The 19096-nt window shown below is 56.1% G+C and carries 22 protein-coding genes; 5 read left to right on the top strand and 17 right to left on the bottom strand.

What is annotated here, in order from left to right; genetic code table 11:
* Nucleotides 1–9: 9 nt before the first annotated feature.
* From ABSE13_RS02985 to ABSE13_RS02970, 4 genes are read right to left on the bottom strand one after another with little or no spacing between them, the layout of a single operon-like run.
* Nucleotides 10–1740: a formylmethanofuran dehydrogenase subunit A gene (locus tag ABSE13_RS02985; RefSeq protein ID WP_424027007.1), complete on the bottom strand. Its 1731-nt coding sequence runs from the start codon at nucleotides 1738–1740 to the stop codon at nucleotides 10–12.
* 1 nt (nucleotide 1741) lies between these two features.
* Complete coding sequence (locus ABSE13_RS02980; protein WP_424027006.1) at nucleotides 1742–3124, bottom strand: formylmethanofuran dehydrogenase subunit B; 1383 nt, start codon at nucleotides 3122–3124, stop codon at nucleotides 1742–1744.
* A gap of 1 nt (nucleotide 3125) precedes the next feature.
* Nucleotides 3126–3536, bottom strand: coding sequence for a molybdopterin dinucleotide binding domain-containing protein (locus ABSE13_RS02975; RefSeq protein WP_424027005.1), 411 nt, complete (start codon nucleotides 3534–3536; stop codon nucleotides 3126–3128).
* A gap of 17 nt (nucleotides 3537–3553) precedes the next feature.
* Entirely contained in the window at nucleotides 3554–3817 is a 264-nt protein-coding gene (locus ABSE13_RS02970; protein WP_424027004.1) for a 4Fe-4S binding protein, read from the bottom strand.
* Between the two features lie 297 nt (nucleotides 3818–4114).
* Between ABSE13_RS02970 and ABSE13_RS02965 the strand changes: the two genes are divergently transcribed.
* The 3 genes from ABSE13_RS02965 to ABSE13_RS02955 are packed head-to-tail and all read left to right on the top strand — an operon-like array spanning nucleotide 4115 to nucleotide 6337.
* Entirely contained in the window at nucleotides 4115–4639 is a 525-nt protein-coding gene (locus ABSE13_RS02965) for an OsmC family protein (RefSeq protein WP_424027003.1), read from the top strand.
* A 49-nt stretch (nucleotides 4640–4688) separates the two neighbouring features.
* On the top strand, nucleotides 4689–5153 hold the full coding sequence (locus ABSE13_RS02960; RefSeq protein WP_424027002.1) for a C-GCAxxG-C-C family (seleno)protein: 465 nt from the start codon (nucleotides 4689–4691) through the stop codon (nucleotides 5151–5153).
* Nucleotides 5154–5185: 32 nt separating this feature from the next.
* Nucleotides 5186–6337, top strand: a complete 1152-nt coding sequence (locus ABSE13_RS02955; protein ID WP_424027001.1) for a double-cubane-cluster-containing anaerobic reductase — start codon at nucleotides 5186–5188, stop codon at nucleotides 6335–6337.
* Nucleotides 6338–6670: 333 nt separating this feature from the next.
* Here the strand turns inward: ABSE13_RS02955 and ABSE13_RS02950 are convergent, their stop codons facing one another.
* From ABSE13_RS02950 to ABSE13_RS02925, 6 genes are all read right to left on the bottom strand, one after another.
* Nucleotides 6671–7249 carry a class I SAM-dependent methyltransferase gene (locus ABSE13_RS02950; RefSeq protein ID WP_424027000.1) on the bottom strand — a complete coding sequence of 193 codons (579 nt, stop codon included), beginning with the start codon at nucleotides 7247–7249 and terminating at the stop codon, nucleotides 6671–6673.
* Nucleotides 7246–7629, bottom strand: coding sequence for a hypothetical protein (locus ABSE13_RS02945; protein WP_424026999.1), 384 nt, complete (start codon nucleotides 7627–7629; stop codon nucleotides 7246–7248). Before ABSE13_RS02945 ends, ABSE13_RS02950 begins: the two co-directional genes overlap by 4 nt.
* On the bottom strand, nucleotides 7601–8785 hold the full coding sequence (locus tag ABSE13_RS02940; RefSeq protein WP_424026998.1) for an aminotransferase class V-fold PLP-dependent enzyme: 1185 nt from the start codon (nucleotides 8783–8785) through the stop codon (nucleotides 7601–7603). Before ABSE13_RS02940 ends, ABSE13_RS02945 begins: the two co-directional genes overlap by 29 nt.
* A gap of 198 nt (nucleotides 8786–8983) precedes the next feature.
* Nucleotides 8984–9766 (bottom strand): acyl-CoA dehydratase activase, encoded by a 783-nt coding sequence (locus tag ABSE13_RS02935; protein WP_424026997.1) that lies wholly within the window; start codon nucleotides 9764–9766, stop codon nucleotides 8984–8986.
* A gap of 125 nt (nucleotides 9767–9891) precedes the next feature.
* The gene (locus tag ABSE13_RS02930) at nucleotides 9892–11136 is read right to left on the bottom strand and encodes a DsrE family protein (RefSeq protein WP_424026996.1); all 1245 of its coding nucleotides are present in this window, start codon (nucleotides 11134–11136) and stop codon (nucleotides 9892–9894) included.
* A 104-nt stretch (nucleotides 11137–11240) separates the two neighbouring features.
* Nucleotides 11241–11813 carry a coiled-coil domain-containing protein gene (locus ABSE13_RS02925; protein ID WP_424026995.1) on the bottom strand — a complete coding sequence of 191 codons (573 nt, stop codon included), beginning with the start codon at nucleotides 11811–11813 and terminating at the stop codon, nucleotides 11241–11243.
* A gap of 88 nt (nucleotides 11814–11901) precedes the next feature.
* Here ABSE13_RS02925 and ABSE13_RS02920 point away from each other — a divergent pair, with 88 nt between their 5' ends.
* Both ABSE13_RS02920 and ABSE13_RS02915 read left to right on the top strand, forming a co-directional pair.
* Nucleotides 11902–12777, top strand: a complete 876-nt coding sequence (locus ABSE13_RS02920) for a ferredoxin-like domain-containing protein (RefSeq protein ID WP_424026994.1) — start codon at nucleotides 11902–11904, stop codon at nucleotides 12775–12777.
* A gap of 116 nt (nucleotides 12778–12893) precedes the next feature.
* Complete coding sequence (locus ABSE13_RS02915; RefSeq protein ID WP_424026993.1) at nucleotides 12894–13112, top strand: hypothetical protein; 219 nt, start codon at nucleotides 12894–12896, stop codon at nucleotides 13110–13112.
* A 187-nt stretch (nucleotides 13113–13299) separates the two neighbouring features.
* Here ABSE13_RS02915 and ABSE13_RS02910 read toward each other — a convergent pair whose 3' ends face one another.
* From ABSE13_RS02910 to ABSE13_RS02880, 7 genes are all read right to left on the bottom strand, one after another.
* Entirely contained in the window at nucleotides 13300–13563 is a 264-nt protein-coding gene (locus ABSE13_RS02910; protein ID WP_424026992.1) for a rubredoxin, read from the bottom strand.
* A gap of 30 nt (nucleotides 13564–13593) precedes the next feature.
* Nucleotides 13594–14394: a formylmethanofuran dehydrogenase subunit C gene (locus ABSE13_RS02905; RefSeq protein WP_424026991.1), complete on the bottom strand. Its 801-nt coding sequence runs from the start codon at nucleotides 14392–14394 to the stop codon at nucleotides 13594–13596.
* An 11-nt stretch (nucleotides 14395–14405) separates the two neighbouring features.
* The gene (locus ABSE13_RS02900) at nucleotides 14406–16112 is read right to left on the bottom strand and encodes a formylmethanofuran dehydrogenase subunit A (protein WP_424026990.1); all 1707 of its coding nucleotides are present in this window, start codon (nucleotides 16110–16112) and stop codon (nucleotides 14406–14408) included.
* On the bottom strand, nucleotides 16113–17438 hold the full coding sequence (locus ABSE13_RS02895) for a formylmethanofuran dehydrogenase subunit B (RefSeq protein WP_424026989.1): 1326 nt from the start codon (nucleotides 17436–17438) through the stop codon (nucleotides 16113–16115).
* 6 nt (nucleotides 17439–17444) lie between these two features.
* Complete coding sequence (locus ABSE13_RS02890) at nucleotides 17445–17855, bottom strand: molybdopterin dinucleotide binding domain-containing protein (RefSeq protein WP_424026988.1); 411 nt, start codon at nucleotides 17853–17855, stop codon at nucleotides 17445–17447.
* Nucleotides 17856–17877: 22 nt separating this feature from the next.
* Complete coding sequence (locus tag ABSE13_RS02885; protein ID WP_424026987.1) at nucleotides 17878–18141, bottom strand: 4Fe-4S binding protein; 264 nt, start codon at nucleotides 18139–18141, stop codon at nucleotides 17878–17880.
* 346 nt (nucleotides 18142–18487) lie between these two features.
* Entirely contained in the window at nucleotides 18488–18922 is a 435-nt protein-coding gene (locus ABSE13_RS02880) for a hypothetical protein (protein WP_424026986.1), read from the bottom strand.
* Between the last annotated feature and the right edge of the window lie 174 nt (nucleotides 18923–19096).

Raw genomic sequence — 19096 nt, 5'->3', positions numbered from 1 at the left:
GATTGCACCTCAGGCCTCCACATCAACATTGATGACGAACGGGTGGGGAGCAAGGTAGTCCTTGACCGCGTAGTTCTCGAGCTGGACCGTGTAGGTTCCCTTGTGGAATGCCTGGCTGACATCCCGGGTGACCTGCAGGTTCTCGGGCATGTTGACGTTGACCCAGACCGTCTTCTTGTGGCCGTGGCTGACAACTTCTCCGTCCTTGACGATAACTTCACCGTTCTTGATGAAGTAAGCAGCCCGCTGGAATGCAGTCTCGATCTTCTCGGCGTCGCCGGGCATGTTCTTGTAGTTGAGATCGAAGATACCGACGTCCCCGTTCATGCCGGGTGCGAGACCTCCGTAGGTGCTGCCAAGGCCAAGGCATTTTGCCGGGCCGGACCGGGTCATCTGGGCGATCTCGAAGAGGGTGAGCTCGCGGTCGATCCCGTGGATGTAGGTTGCATTGATGACCTTGTCGGAGTTCTTCATGGTTGCAAGGACCGCTTCGCGGGCTTTCTTACTCATGAGCCACTTGATGACGCGGGGATACCGGGTGAACGGTCCTGCATTCGGGTGGTCGGTGGTGAGGAAAGTCCGGTTCATGTCCTTTGCAAAGAGCGCCAGTTCAAGACCGGTTGCCCACTGGATTGCATTTGGCAGGACATCCTTGTTGTAGATATAGGGGACAATACCGGCGGCTGTCTCCAGCTCGACATCAACATTGGTCCATTTCAGGTGGTTGAGGCCGTGAAGGTGGTGCTCGAACGGGCCGTCGGCTGTCATCGTGGTGGTTTCGTCCAGGGTCACGCAGCCGAGATCGATAGTGATGTTCTTCTGCTTGTTGACATAGTCCATGACTTCTTTCGCCTTGGAGCAGAAGGTTCCCCAGCCGTCCCCGCCATACGAGTGGAACTGGAGGTGGGTGGAGTGCAGGACCTGTTCGCGGCCGAACTTGTTTTTCGGCTTGACTCCCTCGGCAATTTTAAGGGATTCAATGGTATCCGGATAGTTGCCGGGATTGCCGAGATTATTCTGGTGGACGTGAATGGAATGCGGAAGACCGAGGTACTCGTTCGCTTCCATAAGGCCCTTGATGATCTCCCCGGGAGTAATCTCGAAGAACGGGACTTTGTCGTTGAGGTTCAAGCAGTTAAGACCCCATGCCCATGCAGCAGTGCCGCCGGGGTTGACGACCTTGACACCGTAGCCTTTCGAGGTCTTGAGGAGCCAGGCAATGTAGGCTGCAGTGTTCTCGACTTCGCCCTTCATGAGGTAGTCCATGACGAACCAGTTGTTGCCGAAGACCGGTAGCGCTGCTTCGTCAATGATGGGGGTATCGTGGATCTCCTCATGCACGTGGGGGGCGAGGAGCGGGGGCATCGCCGCTTCCATGACGAATGTATATCCCATACGGGCGTAATCGTACCCGGTCTTGAAGACTGACGGGATAGAGAAGCCGGACTCCATGCGGTAGCCGTTCTTCTGTGCCATCCCGCTCCTGCAGAATCCGGATAAGAGCTTGTCCTCGGGCCTGAGTAACCGCCCGGCATTGACCTTGGGGCCTGCCACGTGGGAGTGGACGTCCACACCGCCTGCCATGACGACTTTGCCCTTTGCATCGATCACCTTTGCGGATGAGCTGACCTTGTCGACAATCTTGCCGTCCTTGATGGCAACATCGCCTGTGTCGCCGTCAATTTTACGGGTCGGATCGATGATAAATCCGCCCTTGATGATAAGTTCTCCAGACGCCATCTCAGCTCACCACCGGGTTCGTGTTGTGCGGATATTTCCGGTCTTCCTTTGCCGCAAGCCAGATCGGTTCGGTCTTGGTCAGTTCGCACATCCGCTCGTAAACCATGTCAAAGAGCTGTTCGTCGCTCGGAACACCCGGCAGGCCCTTGAGCACTGCCTTGAACTGGATCGGGACGTTGTCCATACGGTAGACTACGCCCGGCTCGTCGACTCCTGCGATCCTGACCGGGATGTGGAGGTCCGAGACCTCGCTTGCCATGTTGAAGTTCGGGTCGATAGTGATGAACGGATGTTTCTTCAAATGCTGGACTGCCTGGATCGGGAAGTGTGCTCCCGCATCGGCGCCGACATTGACAAAACAGTCCACTTCGTCCCTCATTGCGAGGTCGACCGAGCTCGTCTCGCCCGGGTTCATGTGGGCGTGGGTACCTTTCGAGAGGTCGATGCAGTACGGGAACCCGAACTGCCAGGACCAGACCTGGCCGGGGCCGGCAATGTTGTAGTGGCCCCGCATCGCCATGATCGATGCCTTGGTATGCTCGTTGAGGTCACGGGTCAGGCTGATCGCGATGTCGATATTGTGGTTGCGGCCGTCCGTGTGGGTGCAGCCCATACCGAAGAAAATCATGCAGAAGCGGGCTTTCTTCATAATCTCTGCCGACTTGATGATCGTTTCCTTATCAATGCCTGCTACCTTGTCGGGGATATCGTGGCCCCGTAGGACGGTGCGGAAGGCATCGAAGAGCTCATAGTCGTGTCCCTGGTCGAGCATGAGGTGGACGTCGGCGAGTTTCGCGGTGTCGGTCTCACGCGGGTCGATACTGAGGACAGTCCTCTGCATCTGGCCCTTCGTAGTGAAGTAGCCGCGGGGGAAGATCGAGTACCGGGAGGTGTGGCGGGGGTGGGCGTGCATCGGGTTGCAGCCCCAGAAGACCACAACATCGGCACGGTTCTTGGCCTCTCCGAGGGTACAGCTTGGGTAACCGTTGTCGAAGATCGCAAGGAATGAGGGGCCGTGGCAGATGGTCGCACAATTGTCGAGCACGGCGCCTGCCTTCTCAGCAATACGGCCGACTGCGCTCATGCCTTCACAGTTTGTGGAGCCAAAGCCGTAGATGAGGGGCTTCTTTGCCGCGAGCATGGTCTTTGCCATCCAGTCGATTGCTTCCTCGTACGGGATCTCCTTCATGGTGCCGTCGGGCTGGCGCATGCGGGGGAGTCTTGGCCGGGTTGGATCATTTGCATGGTGGAAGAGATTGCTCCCGATGATGCACGAGTTGCGCACTTCCAGCACTTTTGTTTCGTCGTCAGAGACAAGGACTTCGAGATCATCGCAGGATGAACCGCAGTACGGGCATCCGACACCGGTAATAAGTTTTGGCATGTTACTGGCCTCCTTTCCAGAGCCCTACCGCGCCCTGTACGAGCTGGAGGGCGGTCTTGAGTTTTTCCTGAGGTGCCGGCTCGATGGTGACCGGGAACCCGCTGTACTGGGGGGTGCCGGTCGACTGGGTCCGGGGCGGGACAACCTGGTTCGCCCAGACACCCTGGCGGATGTGGGCAAGGCCTGGAGGGCAGTACTGGGTAGGTTCGATTGCCTTCACGATGACGCTGCCGCACTCGCTCGTTACCCGGACATTGGTGTTCTTCCAGATGCCGGCTTTCTTCATGTCTTCAGGGTTCATCTCGCAGATCGAGCATGCGGTGAAGTAGTTGGGGTTGGTCTTTCCCTGCTCCATTGCCGCGCCTTCCTCAATCGAACGCTGGGTGATCATGTTCAGGTGAATTTTGCTCATAGTCAATCCTCCGATCCTCAAGACAACCCAAGGGCACCCGTCTCTCCCCGTCCGGAAAGGGTGATCACCTTGTACGGGCAGGCTCCGACACACACACCGCAGCCTGCGCAGAGTTCCATCTTCACGTCAAGGCTGATCGATTTCCCGTCCCTGACTGCGTAGATCTTCTCCTTTGTCACCGGGTCGACCGTATAGAGCTCGATCGCGTTCACCGGGCAGGCAACCACGCAGTTACCGCATCCGGTGCAGCGATTCAAATTTACATGTACTGCAAACGCCATGCACATCACACCGCATCAAAAGTTAATATATTTTATACAGATCGATCATTGGTTCACTAAAATTAATAAACCTTTTGAAAACAGCATTCATGTGTATTGAATACGGGTCTGCGCCATCGTCTGTATTATAAGTTTCCCCCGTCATGAAACTGATGATACTGGATGGAAATATCCTAGGGTTTTCCGTCAGAAATCCTTCCGGTTTCGGTACCTGGTAAAGGGTACTTCCAGAATAAATAGTAACCATTCAACAAATTATTTTTACCCACCGGACAAATAAAGAAATGGTGTTAACTCATGAGTCTTAACAACATCGACACCACGCAGGTGAAGGAGTACAAGAAGGAGATCCAGGCGGATCCCACACAGGCGAAATTCACCGCACGGATCGAGGGCGACTGGCTCTTTGAAGAAGGCGGCCCGCAGTTCCGGTCCACGGTCAAGGTGAAGGACGGGACCTACACCATGGAATCGAGCCACCCGAACTTTGCCGGCCCGGGCATCCGCCCCGGCCCGATGGCGTTTGGCCTCTTCTGGTTCGCAGCATGCTATTCGAGCACGTACGTGACCGAAGCTGCCATGAGGAACATCCGGCTGAAGTCGGTGAAGACGAAGGTCGAGGCAGATCTCGACTACACCACGCAGTTCGATCTCGGTGACAGCCCGCTCGTGAACGAGTACCGGATCATCATGGAAGTATCCGGCGATGCAACTGACGCACAGCTCAACGATCTCAAGGAGTATGCGCTGAAGCGCTGCATGGGGATGTTCACGATCACCCATGCGATCCGGCTCAAGCCCGAACTGAAGATCATCAAGTGATGTACTGTCTGGTGAACAGTGCAATTTCATCCCGATCACGGTTAAATCTATGCAGAAACGACCGGACCCGGTAAAAATCAGAGCACAGGCCGAGGCCTACTACAGGAATATGGACTATTATTGTTCGGAAGCGATCGTCAGGACGATCAACGATGAATTCGGCCTGGGCTACCCGGACTCGGTGATCAAACTGGCATCCGGGTTCCCGATCGGTATTGGCAGTGCGGGTTGTGCCTGCGGTGCCGTTACCGGCGGGGTAATGGCACTCGGGATTGTCTTTGGGCGTTCAGAGCCCGGTGACCCACGCATTGACCGGTGCCTTGCCCTTGCCCGGGAACTGCATGCACTTTTCATCCGCCGGCACGGGTGCATGTGCTGCCGTACCCTTATTCATGGCATGGCACTCAAGTCGCCCGAACACCTCCGGCAGTGCATTGCATTCACCGGTGAAGTTGCCGAAGAGACAGCAAAGATCATCCTGCGGGAACTGGACATTCTTGCAGGATCAGACTAAAAAACCAGAAAAAACATCCAGGGTGTAAAAGCATGAGAGCAGAAAAGATGACCTATTTCGATTCGGTTATACCGAACGCATCAGCAGCGATCAAGAGCGTACGCGAACAGGGCAAGAAGTTCGTCGGTTTTTACTGTGTGTTTGCACCACAGGAACTCATCGTGGCCGCAGACGCGGTACCGGTGACCCTCTGTGCAACGAAAGAAGAACCCATTGCCGACGGGGAGAAATACCTGCCCCGGAACTTCTGCCCGCTGATCAAGTCCTCTTACGGATTTGCAATCACCGAGAAATGTGCGTTCTTCAACAACTCCGAGTTCATTATCGGCGAGACCACCTGCGACGGCAAGAAGAAGATGTTTGAACTGATGGAGACGTTCAAACCGACCGTTGTCCTCGAAGTACCGCAGAGTGCAAAGGGCGAGGCCCAGAAGCAGTACTGGCGGTCGGAAGTTGCCCGGTGCAGGAAGGAGATCGAGAAGCGCCTCGGTGTTACCATCACTGACGAGAAGATGAAGGCCGCGATCAAAGAACTCAACGAACAGCGGGCGCTCATGAGGGAGCTTGCGCACCTCAACACGGCAATCCCCGCCCCCCTCTCGGGCCTTGACCTGCTCAAAGTGATGTGGGCCCGCAATTTCACTTTTGACCGGGCTGCCTTCAACCAGCAGCTGAAGGACCTGATTGCCGAACTCAAAGCGATGAAGGCAAAGGGCGAGGGAGCGATGCCGAAGACGGCAAAACGGATCATTGTCACCGGTGTCCCCACGGGTGTTGGTGCAGAAAAGGTCCTCAAGATCATCGAGGAGTCCGGCGCTGCAGTCGTCTACATCGAGAACTGCTCCGGCATGAAGCAGTACCTCCACGATGTCGCCACGACTGGCTCACCGCTCGACGCGATCGCCGACAAGTACCTTGAGACTCCCTGCTCCTGCATGAGCCCGAACACCGGCAGGCTCGAACTCCTGGCAAAACTTGCAAAGGAGTACCATGCCGATGGTGTCGTCGATGTCACCTGGGTCGGCTGCCACACGTACAATGTCGAATCCCGCGTGCTCAAGGACTACCTCGCGAAGCACGGCAACGTGCCCCTTCTCCAGATCGAGACCGACTACTCGCAGGGGGACGCCGGCCAGATCAAGACCCGTGTCGAGGCATTCCTCGAGATGGCAAAGAAACACTAATCCTTTTTTGGGTAAGTCACGTTCCGGCGACTGTTTTTATTAACGACATTGGACCGTTTCACCAGCGAACGCTCTTGGGGGCTCCATCACACTCGTGCTTCCGCCCCCGCCGCTGGGGCATCCCCCGTAATGCGATAGGCACTCAGAAGGTTGGCGAAAATATTCCGAAGGGGGGTCAAGGGAGCAGTCCCCTTGGGCTGCCTCCCCCTCTGGGGGAGAGAGGGGGTCACGCTCATAATTGCCAATGAGATTAACCGAATTACAAAGAAAATGATTTCGGAGCACTTTTTTGAGATTTTCTCGTTCTTTTCGTTTGCTCATGTTCTGAGGTGATTACACTCTCCGCCCGCTCATAACGCAGATTCCCCGGGCCTTAGTGACCGTTGAAATATTCACAAATTCAGCATTCCTGAAAAATCCGCGGACTTCTCCGGCAGTCCTGAATTTTGTGTATCGCAGAAACTGCCCCCGGCCGGCCTCCCCCGGATCCTGCAGAGAAATTTCTCCACCTCCTTCGATGAACCCGGCAACGAGTATTCCCCCGGGCCTGATCACACGGTACACCTCGCGGAAAACCAGGACTGGATCCTCAAGGAAACAGATCACGGTCATGATCAACACGTGATCGAAGGATCCTGCACGGTACGGCAGGTGCTCCCCTTCGCCCACCACCATCTCAATACCCCGTTGCTTTGCCATCATCCCAAGCCCGGGAGAGGGATCGATCCCGCAGCAAATACCCAGAGGTACGGCAAACCGTCCCGACCCGACGCCCACATCGAGCCCACGCCCGGTACCCGGTACCGCATCGCGGAGCACCCGGACCTCTGCCTCGTACGCGTCGCGGTGCTCGTCGAACCACCGGTCGTAATCCACGGCATGATCCTCAAAGATCCGGCGCGAGGGTATCACGGACTGTTCTCCTTCGAACGTCCCAGCCGGACGTTCATCTTCGCACTCATGGACTCCTCAATTCCTTTCAGCTGTGCGATCCCGGGCCCGCCCTGCCGGTAGTAGAAGAGCAGGAGGTGGAAGTAGTCTGCCACAAGGTCCTGGAACTCTTTTATATACCGCACCTCGACAGTATTGTCACCGGTAAAGCCCCTTATGGAGATGAACCGCTCCTTTTCGAACGAGAAGTAGGGTTTTTTGAGCTGCTCGAGAGACCGGACCGTGCCGAAGTTTCCCAGGAATTCTAGGAAGCCCTCGGTCAGCGGTTCGTCAAGTACATACTCTTTCATGAGCGAGCCGTCGACACAGGTCTTAGTCTGGACGGACCTGAGAATCCGCACTCCGAGCCACCTCCCGGATCGCGTCTGCCGCCGCCCTGCATTCATCGCGGGTATTGAAATACGAGAAACTTGCCCGGATACATCCCTCCCCGCCGTCGATGCGTTCATGCACGAGCGGGGCGCAGTGAAGGCCGGTCCTCGTGATCACGTTGTAGGCCCGTGCGAGGATGAATCCCGCATCCTGGTTGTCGATGCCGGCGATGTTGAACGATACGACCGGGAGGTCGGGGTTCTTGTTATAGATTGTCAACCCCGGCACATTCTTTAGCTCACGGATAAAAAAGCGGGTGAGATCCCGGTTCTTCTTCCCGATCTCATCCAGACCGGTCGATACGATGAACCCAATCCCGGCACTGAGCGCTGCGATGCCCGGGTAGTTCTGCGTCCCGGTCTCGAACCGCTCCGGCATCCCGCACGGGTGAGTGAGCGTTCGTGAATCAGTGCCCGTACCACCCTGTCGGGTGATCGCGATCGCATCCGGGTCGGGTATGAAGAACCCGCCCGTGCCGGGGATGCCGAAGAGTCCCTTGTGCCCGGTGAATACGAATGCCACGGCCGGGATATCCGAGAGATCGACCGGGATATGCCCGGCGGTCTGGGCCCCGTCCACAATGAAGAAGATGTCGTTTGCCCGGAGGTATTCTGCAATGGGTCGGATGTCCTGCACGGACCCGAGCACGTTGCTCCCGTGGGTCATAACGACGAGCCGGGTTTCGGGGCAGATCGCTCTTTTGATCTCCGCGAGGCTGACCGCGTTGTCCCGGAACGGGACAACCGAGAGCCTGATCGCGCCCTCCTGTTCCAGTGCATGGAGCGGGCGGAGCACTGAGTTATGTTCGAGTTCTGTTGTGATCACGTGGAACGGGGCACTGGCCTTTTTTGCAAACCCGTGGACCAGCAGGTTGAGGGAGTCGGTGGCGTTCTGGGTAAAGATGAAATGTCCGGGAGGCCCGGCATGGAAAAACGCCGCGAGTGCCTCGCGTGCGGCAGAGGGATAGTCAACGGACCCGGTTCCCGTGGTTCTCCCCGGTTCATAGAGCGGCAGCTGCAGGCAACGGGCTACCTCCTCAAGCACCTCCAGCGGCTTCGGCCATGTAGTCGCAGCATTGTTGAGGTAGATGAGCGGGGACGGATCTTCCCGCAGTCCGGGATTCATGGGAACGACCTGCACTTCACTTCTCTTCTTTGTCCTTTCCAAACACTATTAAGTTCATCGGAAATTTTCAATCCGGCCGGCAGCCGGCATTTCCCGGAACAGCGTCCCGGGGAACCCCGGATACGGGAACCGGAATGGTGAGCCGGATTGCATTGCCGGTGAGTGAGGGAATGGTGAAAAAAATCCGCACAATGCTCGTTATCCCTGGTGTTCCCACGCAAGGAGTGCTGCACCGATCGCCCCGGCGTACACGGCATCGTGCGGGACGATGACGGGACAGCCCAGTTCAGCTGAAAGTCTCTGCACAATATCCCCGTTCTGTGAGACGCCCCCGGTAAATACAATGGGGGGCTCCGGCCGCAGGGAGGCGACCATCGATGCCGTGCGCCGGGCAATGGAGGCATGGAGGCCGGCGATGATCGGCCCCCGCTCAATCCCCTGGTTGATCAGGCTGATTACTTCCGACTCGGCAAAGACCGTGCACATCGCGTTGATCCGGTGCGGCTCCTGCCCAAGGGCGTGTTGTGCGAGATGGTCCACGTGGACCCCGAGGGCCTGTCCCATCGTGGAGAGGAACCGGCCGGTCCCGGCTGCACACTTGTCGTTCATGACAAAGTCCTCCACGCTCCCGTCCTCTGAGAGCCGGATCCCTTTCGCATCCTGTCCCCCTATATCTATCACGAACCGGCATCCCGGGACAAGGTATGCGGCACCCCGGGCATGGCAGGTGATCTCGGTGGGGGTAAGCGTCGCGTCCTTTACGGTCCTCCGGCCATACCCGGTTGTGGCGACAAGCGTTGGTGGCGAAGCAAGGCCGAACTCCGCTGCCGCTGTTGCCAGCAGGCTGGAAGCCGTCCCCGCCGGGTTCCACGATGCAAATGTCATGTGTGCGATGTACCGTGTTCCATCGTAGATTACGACTTTGATAGTCGTAGAGCCAAGGTCTATACCCGCTGCATACCGCGGGATGCCGGAGCTCACGCGTGATCCCTGCCGGATTCCGTTTTCAGCAACAACATCAACCGGACCTCGGGGTTCGTGCAGGCAAGGATAGGACAGACCAGACCGCGCTCCTGTTCCCCCGTTCTTATCATCATCGGTACGTCCTAAAAGAATATGACCCGCTGGTGGCCGGCCTGCACGCCCTTTGGGGGATAGAAGAGCAGCTGGCCGAGTTCAGACATCCCGATATCAAGCACGGCATTCAGTTTCGGGTTCTTGGAAATTCCCCGCCGGTGCAGCGAGGGCTGGAACGCGAAGAGCTGGAGGTTATCGCTGCCGGCAACCATATCGATGATCTCCTGGAGGTTGAAAAAGCCGGACTCTTCATCCCGCACATGGTTACCGGTCAGGATGTATACGCCATCCTCGATGAAGATCACCCGTGTCAGGATGCCCTTCGCAGCACAGGCAACGGCCAAAGAGAGTGCCCCGGATGCCCTCTCTGTCCCGTAGGGTGTGCGGGTGATGAGAATGATCACGGGGGGAGCACGACCGCTCTCCTGCAGGGGGAAGGAGGATTGCTGCCCCTCCTTTTTGAGCTCTATGGACGCGGCATTATCACCGAGGATCGTATGGTTGCGCTCAAACCTGCCGGCAAGCTCGTTGAGGTTCCGGATACGGAACGGGCGTATGGTGCACGCTGAGACTACCAGCCCCTTCCCGTCATTCCAGGTACTGTACCCCCGTGCCGTGGCACACCTGGTACAGGCGATCATCTGGCACTGCAGCCCCCGCTTTGCAGCCTTTTCTGCGATCTCCTCGAGTCCCCTGCCAATATTCTCGCTGTCGGTCGGGTTCTGGCCGGTATGCCCGAGATGGATACCATCGAGATAGGCATACAGTTCTGCCGATGCATGGACCTCGAGTGCGGCTGTCATGCACCGGAGGGCATAGACCGATGAACGATGCATATACGGCGATTCGATCTGGAGGTACCCGATGGTACTCGGGATCGGCTGCTCGTGCTGGCGTGCGATCTTTGCCACATCGTTCCAGAAAGAGAGCCGTCCGTTTACACCAAGGCGGTTGTGGTCGATCACCTGGTCCTGGTATTTCATCTTCAGGCCTTCTATGGAGATACCCCGGAGGGCAAGTTCCTCCCGGTCGCAGATGATCCGGACGGATGGCAGCGAGAGGATGATCTCCCAGATCCGCATGGTATCAGGTTCAATGAGACTGTAGAGTGCGTCCCCGGTGAGCAGGAACGTAAAGACCCCTTCCTCGTGCCGGGTATGATGCAGGAGGTTCTCGGGATTGAGCTTCACGAAGAAAAATTTCAGGCTCTCCTCGATCCAGCCAAGCCGCTCCTGCGAAATGGCCCCCCCGAGGAGAAAAAAATGTACTGTCATGACGTGATTCTCTTCTTAAAGTTACACGGACATGATTATTTATTGTTTTGTTGCACGATCATGGTTATTTTTCAGAAGTGGAGGACCGATGCGGGAAAAAAGTATTATGACGAATTGCTCTCTTCGATCTTTTCCCGGACTTCATCGATGTGCATGACCATATCGAATGCCGGACCGGTGAGGCACCATCCCTGGCGGTCGAGGGCATAGACCGGGAACTTCACGAGATCATCCGGAACCGGCTGGGCAGTGAGTTTCTTGAAGTTAATCAGGTCCCGCATGTTCAGGCCTATCTTATCGCAGATCTCCCTGAGTTCCTTGATCCAGCGTTTTAAGTCCCGTACATCCGATCCGTCCCACTTGAAGATCTGGTAGATCTTCATGTAGGCGTCCCGTTCAAGGATAATATGCGTGGAAGTCTTGTCGGATTTTAAGTAAAAGTCAAGGAACGTCCGGACATCCTTGATTGCCTGGGCGTTCTCGTAGGTGATGGCCCGGCACTCCTTGAGCACTTCCCTGAACTCTTCGGGACTGATGTTCTGGTTCAGTGTCCCGATCTGTGCGGAGAGGGCCTTGAGATTATCCTCCGCATCCTTGAGCTCGCTGATCATGTCCTCAAATTTCTGGTTGAGCTCCACGCCGAAAAAAGCCTCCATGTATTCGGACTGCTTCGTCATATAGTACAATAATTGGTACCTGTATCCTATAATCATTAGTACAGTGATAATCTCTATCAGTCCGTACCGCCAACATAAGGTCACTTATATGTCTCGTCGGAAACAATCGATCGATCAGGATCTCTTCACCAAGGGAGGGATCATCACTGAACGTGATCCCGATTTCTGTATCGTCCGCCTCCGCCTGCCAGCCGGTATGATCACACCTGCACAGATCAAGGAAGTCGGGGATATCGCAGCCCGTCATGGGATCGAACATATCCATCTCACCACCCGCCAGACCATGGAGCTGACGCATGTGGATCCCACGAAGCTCGAGCCGCTCCTTGCCGATCTGGCAGCAAACGGTACACCGCTTGGCGCCGAACGGGAGGAAGTTGTCAATGTCACTGCCTGTCTTGGCACCCGCAACTGCAAGTTCGGCATTATCGACAGTGTCGGCCTTGCCGCTGAGATCGACAAGAAGTTCTTCGGCAAGGAGCTGCCCGTAAAGGTGCGGATCGCGATCTCCTCCTGCCCGAACGGCTGCGAGAGCGAGCGGCTCAACGAGATCGGGATCACCGGTATCCAGAAGCCGATCCGGGACCCCGGGCTCTGTACCGGCTGTGGCACTTGTGTCCACTACTGTCGGGAGAAGGCGATCGAAGTCCATGACGGCATCATCGTCCTCCACCAGAACAAGTGCATGGAGTGCGGGTTCTGTATTATGCCCTGCCCGTTCCATCTCATCAGCGGAGCCCCCCCGGAGTACCGTATCACCGTGGGCGGCCACCGGGGCCGTCACCCGTTGATCGGACGGTATCTGATCACCGTGAAATCACAAGAGGATGTGATCCGGGTCGTGGACAAGATCATTTACTGGATCTACCGCCAGGCTTCTACGGGGGCCCTCCTTCCGGAACAGCTCGAAGAACTGGACTTCGAGAAGTTCAAAGAGACGATTGCAAAGATGATCGAAGGATAATCCCGGTCATCCACCACGTTTTTTTATCCGGCATCTTCTCCCGCAATCCTTTTCCCCTCCCCCGCCACATTGCCGCGTGAGGCACCTGAAGTGTGGTGTTCTCGGGATGGATATCCATGAATATGGTATGGGACAGGTTCGTATCAAATGGAATCCGTGAACTGGGATACGATGTTGCAACACGGACAATGGCAGTAGTATTCTCGGATAAGACAACAAAGTACCACTCGCCGGTACCGTATCCGCTCTATGCATCGATCTTCCACGCACGGTTTCCTGAACGGCTCTACAAACAGATCGTTGAAGGGAAGATCCCCATGGTAACCGGTTCCTGAAAAAAACGTGGAAAATACGCGTGGAAAAACAAAACGCCGGAAGAATCATGGACCTCTGCTAGGTGACCCTGTTTTACCGGAATGATTCCGGTGTGTGCTCCCCTCAGGAGCTGTTATTTTTTAGGAAAAACCTCACGGTACCAGAAAAATTACCAATGAAAAAAATGTGTGTGAACCTGCCGGCTCATCAGTAGCTAATCGTCCGCATCGCCGTAAGGGTGTCGGGCACCTGCTTGCGGTAATAGGACTTGGCTGCACCGCAGGTCGGGCATACCCATGTAGCGGGGATGGCTGAGAAATCGGTCCCGGCCTTGATCGGTTCTGCCGACATGATCTTGCATGCATACTTATCCATCTCGGACGAGTTGCACAGGATCGTGGTGAACGCCTTGGTCTCTCCGACTGCGGGGTTATAGATATGGCCGCACATCGTGCACGTGTATTTGTCCATCGTGGTAACCTCCTTGTGATCTCCAGAAATCTAGTTCTTCATGTAAAGCTTGCCGTAAACAGGCACGCCCTTACGGGTCGGGTGGCGCTCGCCCATGTCACCGGTGTATTCGGTGAACCGGGCCTTGGTGCCGTCGACTTCGAGTTCGGTCTCGCCGATCTTCTTGAAGCCGGGCATCATCACGTTGATGGCGCCGAAGACATAGACCTCGCCCTTGACCATCTGGCCGGCGACACGACGGTTCGCGTTGCCCTTGACGATGATCTTGCCGCCTTCCATGTGGGTACCGATATGGATATCCACATTGCCTTCGACGATCAGCTCGCCGCCGGTCATGAAGGTGGCTACATCCGAGCCTGCGTTGCCCTTCACGCGAAGGACCCCGCCGCTCATGCCTCTCCAGTCGCCACGGTATGCGGCGCCGAGATAGTTGCCTGCATTGCCTTCAACGGTGAATTCCCCGCCCTTCATGGCGAGTCCGCAGAAGGAGTGGACATTGCCCTTGACGAGGAGTTTCCCTCCGGACATCCAGCTGCCGGTGTACATATCGCAGGTAGAGTTGACTACCACTTCGCCGGCGGTCATCTTGGCGCCGATGTACTTCATCTTCGTGCAGTCGCCGTTGATGACGATCTTTGTATCCGCTGCGGTAGCGCCTGCTTCACCGGCAACGGTGAAGTAGTCGCCGATCGTTGAGATCTCCTTGCCCTGGTACGCACCCAGCTTTGCAATCTGGTCGAGGGTCTTGCCGGCAAATGCATCCGGGTTGACGTGCTCGCACTCCAGGAAGAGTTCCGGTGTCTTTTTTACGGTCAGTGTAACAGTGTTCATTTCTTGTCACCTCACTGGGTCGCATCCACGGCGATGATGTGCTGGTGCGGTGCATAGCTCTCGGGGACCGGGTAGTTGTTCTCGTTCACGCTGTAGTAGCGGAGGAACTTCTCTTTGATATCATGCATGACCTGCTTGTTCTCGTTGACTTTCGCATCCACCCAGAAGGTCTTCTTGTGACCCATGTCGACAACTTTACCGTCCTCGACACAGATCTTCCCGTCCTTGAAGAGCCAGGAGACCTGGGCGAATGCCTTCTCAATCTCCGGCCCGGTTGACGGGAACTTGTCGGGGTTGATGTTGTAGATGGCGATGTCGGCGTTCATGCCGGGGGCGAGGCCGCCGTAGTCCTTCATCAGGCCGAGTGCCTTTGCGGGACCTGCACGGGTCATGGCTGCAAGCTCGTAGAGCGTGATCTCACGGTCCATGTTTGCGAGGTTGGTGGCGCCGATGACCTTGTCGGCTTTCTTGAAGCCGTTGAGGAGTTCGTCACGGACCTTCTTGCTCATGAGCCAGGAGTAGACACGCGGGTAGCGGGTGAACGGTCCTGCGTTCGGGTGGTCGGTGGTGATGAAACAGCGCATCGGATCCTTTGCATAGAGTGGAATCTCAAGACCTACTGCCCACTGGCAGCAGAATACGGCGTTGCTCGGATCGTAGATGAACGGTACGATACCTGCTGCGGTCTCGAGTTCCACGTCCACGTTGAACCACTTGAGGTGGTTGAGGCCGTGGAGGTGGTGCTCGAAGGGACCGTCGGCAGTCATCGTGGTGGTTTCGTCGAGGGTGACGTTACCGGTATCGATGGTGAGGTTCTTCTGCCTGTTGACGTAGTCCATGACTTCCTTTGCACCGGACTCGAAGTCACCCCAGTTGGTTCCCTTGTAGGAGTGGAACTGGAGGTGCGTGGAGTGCAGGACCTGCTCGCGGCCGAAGTTGTTCTTGGGCTTGATGCCTTCTGCGAGCTTGAGGGAGTCGAGGGTGGTCTTGTAGTTCCCGGGGTTGCCGAGGTCGTTCTGGTGGAGGTGCATCGAGTGCGGAAGACCGAGGTACTCGTTTGCATCGATCAGGCCCTTGATGATCTCACCGGGCGTGATGTCGAAGTACGGGACCGGGTCGTGGATGGTGAGACAGTTCAGTCCCCATGCCCAGGCTTCCGTGCCGCCGGGGTTGACGCACTTGACACCGTATCCCTTGGTCTGGCGGAGAATCCATGCAATGTAGGCAGCGGTGTTCTCGATCTCCTGGTTCTTGAGATACTCAAGGATGAACCAGTTGTTACCGAAGACCGGGAGTGCGGCCTCATCGATGATGGGGGTGTCGTGGATCTCTTCGTGGACATGCCGGGCATAGAGCGGGGGCATGGCCGCTTCCATGGCGAACGTGAACCCCATGCGGGCGTACTCGTAGCCGGTCTTGAAGACGGTCGGGATCGACTTGCCACCCTCGATTCTCGTAATGCCGGGCGTCTTATGGGAGTCGAAATGCTTGTCTTCGGGGCGGTACCAACGGCCTGCGTTGACCTTGGGTCCTGCCACGTGGGCGTGGATCTCCAGGGCGCCTGCCATGACGGTCTTGTCCTTCGCATCGATTACTTTTGCGCCGGACCCGACCTTGTCGACAATCTTGCCGTCCTTGACGGCAATGTCCTTCTTGTCGCCCTTGATGCCCTGGACCGGGTCAAAGACGTGACCGTTCTTGATGATGAATTCTGACATTTACGCGCCTCCCTTGGCAAGGAGTTCGTCAACACGCAGGTTGATCTTCGTTAAGAGTTCCTCGTCCGTGAGCACGCCTTCCGGCGGGTCGACCACCTTGCGGGTCTCAATCGGGACATTGTCCATACGATAGGCGCAGCCGCCTACTTCAACGCCGACTAATGCGACCGGGATGTGGATGTCCGAGATCTCGGTTGTGCAGTTGATGTGCGGGTCAATGCAGACGGTTGGTTTCCTGGAGCTGCTGATCATCGCATCGACCGGGAAGTGTGCACCGGGGTCGGTGGCAATGTAGAAGCAGGCCTCGACTTCGTTGCGGTTGAGGAGGTCGACGGAGGTCGTCTCACCGGTCTGGTGGCGTGCCTGGTCTCTCCGTGAGAGGTCGACTGCATACGGGAACCCGTACTGCCAGCCGAGCACTTGGCCGGAACCGGTCACATTCCAGTGACCCCGCATTGCCATGATCGCGAACTTCGTGAAGTCGTTCATGTCGCGGGTCAGGTTGATGGCGATATCGATGTTGTGGTTCCTGCCCATGGTGTGGGTAAGGCCCATGCCGAAGAAGATGATACCGAACCGGGCGGACTTTAAGTCCTCGACGATCTCGATGATCTTCTCTTTCGGGACACCGCCGACGGTGTCGGGGAGCCATTCGCCGCGGGCTGCGGTCCTGAATGCATTCAGGAGTTCGTAGTCGTAGCCCTGCTGGACCTGGATGAATTCATCGGCGCACTTTGCCGTGTCCGTGTACCGGCAGTCCACGCAGTAGATCTTCCGGCCCTTGTGGCCCTTGACGGTGAAGAAACCGCGGGGGAAGATCGAGTACCGTGACATGTGCCGGGGGTGGGCGTGTGCCGGGTTGCATCCCCAGAAGATGACGCGGTCGGCACGGTTCTTGACCTCACCGAGCGTACAGCTCGGGACACCGACATCTTCGATGGCGATGAGCGAGGAGCCGTGGCAGACGGTTGCGCAGTTGTCGACAATGCCGCCGACCTTCTCTGCGATCTCGTGCCCGATGCTCATGGCCTGGCAGCTCGTGGATGCCCAGCCGTACATCAGGGTCTTTCTCGACTTGACGAGCATCTTTGCGGTCCAGTCAATCGCCTCATCGTAGGAAATTTCCTTGTAGCTGCCGTCGGGCTGGCGCATCCGCGGGAGCTTGACCCGGCCGGGTTGCCGCTGGTGGTTGAACTTCTCGGCGCCGATAGCGCAGGCGTTCTTGACCCCGAGGATCGTCTTGTTGTCATCGGATACGGTGACGACAAGATCGTCGCACAGGGTACCGCAGAACGGACAGATTACATCAGTTACTTCTTTTGGCATAGCTCCTCACTTCCTCAGGAGGCCGCAGGCGTGCTGCAATACCTCGACTGCGCCCATGATGCGTTCGTTCGCGGCAATCTCCACATCGACCGGGAATCCCTTGAAACAGGGTTCGCCCGTGGAATACGTATAGGCCGGTACGATCTGGTTTGCCCAAGGTCCCATCGGGATGTGGGCAAGGCCCGGGACAAGGTCTTCGCGGGTCTCGACGGCTTTTACAATAACGCTGCCGACCGAGCTCGTGACCCTGACATTGGTATTCTTCCATACACCGAGTTTCTTCATGTCCTCAGGGTGCATGTGCATAATCGTGCAGGCATCGAAATATTTCTGGGATGTCTTTCCTGCTTCCATGCCGACGCCCTGCTGGATCGTCCGGCATGTGATCATGTTGAGGGTAATTTTCTTCTCTGCCATTGCATCTCCTCGCGTATTAATGTCAGACCTTAGCCAGGATCTCGGTTGAGCCCTTCCCGGAGAGGCTGATCACGTCATAGGGGCATGCTTCAACACATACACCGCATCCTGCACAGAGTTCAGCCTTGAAATCGAGGCTGACTGCGACACCATCCTGCACCTGGTAAATCTTTTCCTTGGTGACAGGGTCGAGCGTAAAGAGCTCGAGAGCATTGACCGGGCAGGCAACAACACAGTTGTTGCAGCCGGTACACCGCTCCATGTTTACATGTACTGCAAACGCCATGCACATCACACACAAATTTTTTTGATCAAATTTGCTTAAGTCTAAAGTTGACCAAGGGCAGTAATTAAATATTGGGAAATTCACAGACGGTAAAGTGGAATAAATTAATCACCCAATCTGATTTTTACGAGTAGTTAACATACGACTCATTTTTTTTTTGGATGTTGACAACCGGTGAGAGAAAAAAACGGATTCCGATCGGTTCAGCTGAGGGAAATTTCGTATAATGGTATCTTGAATATTTGTAAAAAATTTAAAGTGCCCGGATTCCGCCGAACGCGCAAAACGGGGAGTCACCTAATGGCAGGTACACCAAGTCAATTATCCTTTGCACGTATGGGTTTATTCAGGCAACAACCGGCTCTTTTTTTGTCTGTTCCTGGGGAACAACTTTCTTGGCGTTCTTCTTATTTGTCAGCCAGACCAGCTCCCCTTGTGCAAAGGCAAATGCCTGCATCAGGAGGACACGAATGTGGGGCGGGATGGCAGAGGTATTGGTTGCCTGAGGGGTAAGCAGGTACTTCTTTGTCCGGGTACTCCAGCCATCGGGCTGGTTATCGAATGCGGCGAAAATATCATCCGTTGGTGCCGGATCGAAGGAAACTGCAACCAGGACGACCTCCTCCCCCACCCATTTGTCCCGCGAAATGCGGTAGTAAGATCCCGCTGACTGGAGTACTGGTTCGATTTTCCATCCATCATTGCCGGAAAATAACTGGCGGATATCTCTCTCTGCAAATAGTGCCATCACGTCCTTCTGGGAGCCCATAATGATCACCATTCAGTGGTATTTCCGATCATATAAGTTTTGGGAATTTACTTGATTTTTACAAAAAGTTAAATGTTAATAATTAATAACTCTCTGGCAGATCATGATCCATTATTGGGTAGGAAATCCCAATATCCGGCATCATAGAGCTGATATAGCGATCCTGTAAGGAAAAGCATGCTGCCA

This window comes from Methanoregula sp. (assembly GCF_049518935.1).
Classification (GTDB): Archaea; Halobacteriota; Methanomicrobia; order Methanomicrobiales; family Methanospirillaceae; genus Methanoregula.
Note: the sequence above shows the minus strand (reverse complement) of the source record. Positions and strands in the feature narration are given on the sequence as shown.

Bases quoted from the DNA above. Each gene is read 5' to 3' on its own strand.
- ABSE13_RS02985 (WP_424027007.1), bottom strand. From the start codon at position 1,740: ATGGCGTCTGGAGAACTTATCATCAAGGGCGGATTTATCATCGATCCG.
- ABSE13_RS02980 (WP_424027006.1), bottom strand. From the start codon at position 3,124: ATGCCAAAACTTATTACCGGTGTCGGATGCCCGTACTGCGGTTCATCC.
- ABSE13_RS02975 (WP_424027005.1), bottom strand. From the start codon at position 3,536: ATGAGCAAAATTCACCTGAACATGATCACCCAGCGTTCGATTGAGGAA.
- ABSE13_RS02970 (WP_424027004.1), bottom strand. From the start codon at position 3,817: ATGGCGTTTGCAGTACATGTAAATTTGAATCGCTGCACCGGATGCGGT.
- ABSE13_RS02965 (WP_424027003.1), top strand. From the start codon at position 4,115: ATGAGTCTTAACAACATCGACACCACGCAGGTGAAGGAGTACAAGAAG.
- ABSE13_RS02960 (WP_424027002.1), top strand. From the start codon at position 4,689: ATGCAGAAACGACCGGACCCGGTAAAAATCAGAGCACAGGCCGAGGCC.
- ABSE13_RS02955 (WP_424027001.1), top strand. From the start codon at position 5,186: ATGAGAGCAGAAAAGATGACCTATTTCGATTCGGTTATACCGAACGCA.
- ABSE13_RS02940 (WP_424026998.1), bottom strand. From the start codon at position 8,785: ATGAATCCCGGACTGCGGGAAGATCCGTCCCCGCTCATCTACCTCAAC.
- ABSE13_RS02930 (WP_424026996.1), bottom strand. From the start codon at position 11,136: ATGACAGTACATTTTTTTCTCCTCGGGGGGGCCATTTCGCAGGAGCGG.
- ABSE13_RS02925 (WP_424026995.1), bottom strand. From the start codon at position 11,813: ATGACGAAGCAGTCCGAATACATGGAGGCTTTTTTCGGCGTGGAGCTC.
- ABSE13_RS02920 (WP_424026994.1), top strand. From the start codon at position 11,902: ATGTCTCGTCGGAAACAATCGATCGATCAGGATCTCTTCACCAAGGGA.
- ABSE13_RS02915 (WP_424026993.1), top strand. From the start codon at position 12,894: ATGAATATGGTATGGGACAGGTTCGTATCAAATGGAATCCGTGAACTG.
- ABSE13_RS02910 (WP_424026992.1), bottom strand. From the start codon at position 13,563: ATGGACAAATACACGTGCACGATGTGCGGCCATATCTATAACCCCGCA.
- ABSE13_RS02905 (WP_424026991.1), bottom strand. From the start codon at position 14,394: ATGAACACTGTTACACTGACCGTAAAAAAGACACCGGAACTCTTCCTG.
- ABSE13_RS02900 (WP_424026990.1), bottom strand. From the start codon at position 16,112: ATGTCAGAATTCATCATCAAGAACGGTCACGTCTTTGACCCGGTCCAG.
- ABSE13_RS02895 (WP_424026989.1), bottom strand. From the start codon at position 17,438: ATGCCAAAAGAAGTAACTGATGTAATCTGTCCGTTCTGCGGTACCCTG.
- ABSE13_RS02890 (WP_424026988.1), bottom strand. From the start codon at position 17,855: ATGGCAGAGAAGAAAATTACCCTCAACATGATCACATGCCGGACGATC.
- ABSE13_RS02885 (WP_424026987.1), bottom strand. From the start codon at position 18,141: ATGGCGTTTGCAGTACATGTAAACATGGAGCGGTGTACCGGCTGCAAC.
- ABSE13_RS02880 (WP_424026986.1), bottom strand. From the start codon at position 18,922: ATGGTGATCATTATGGGCTCCCAGAAGGACGTGATGGCACTATTTGCA.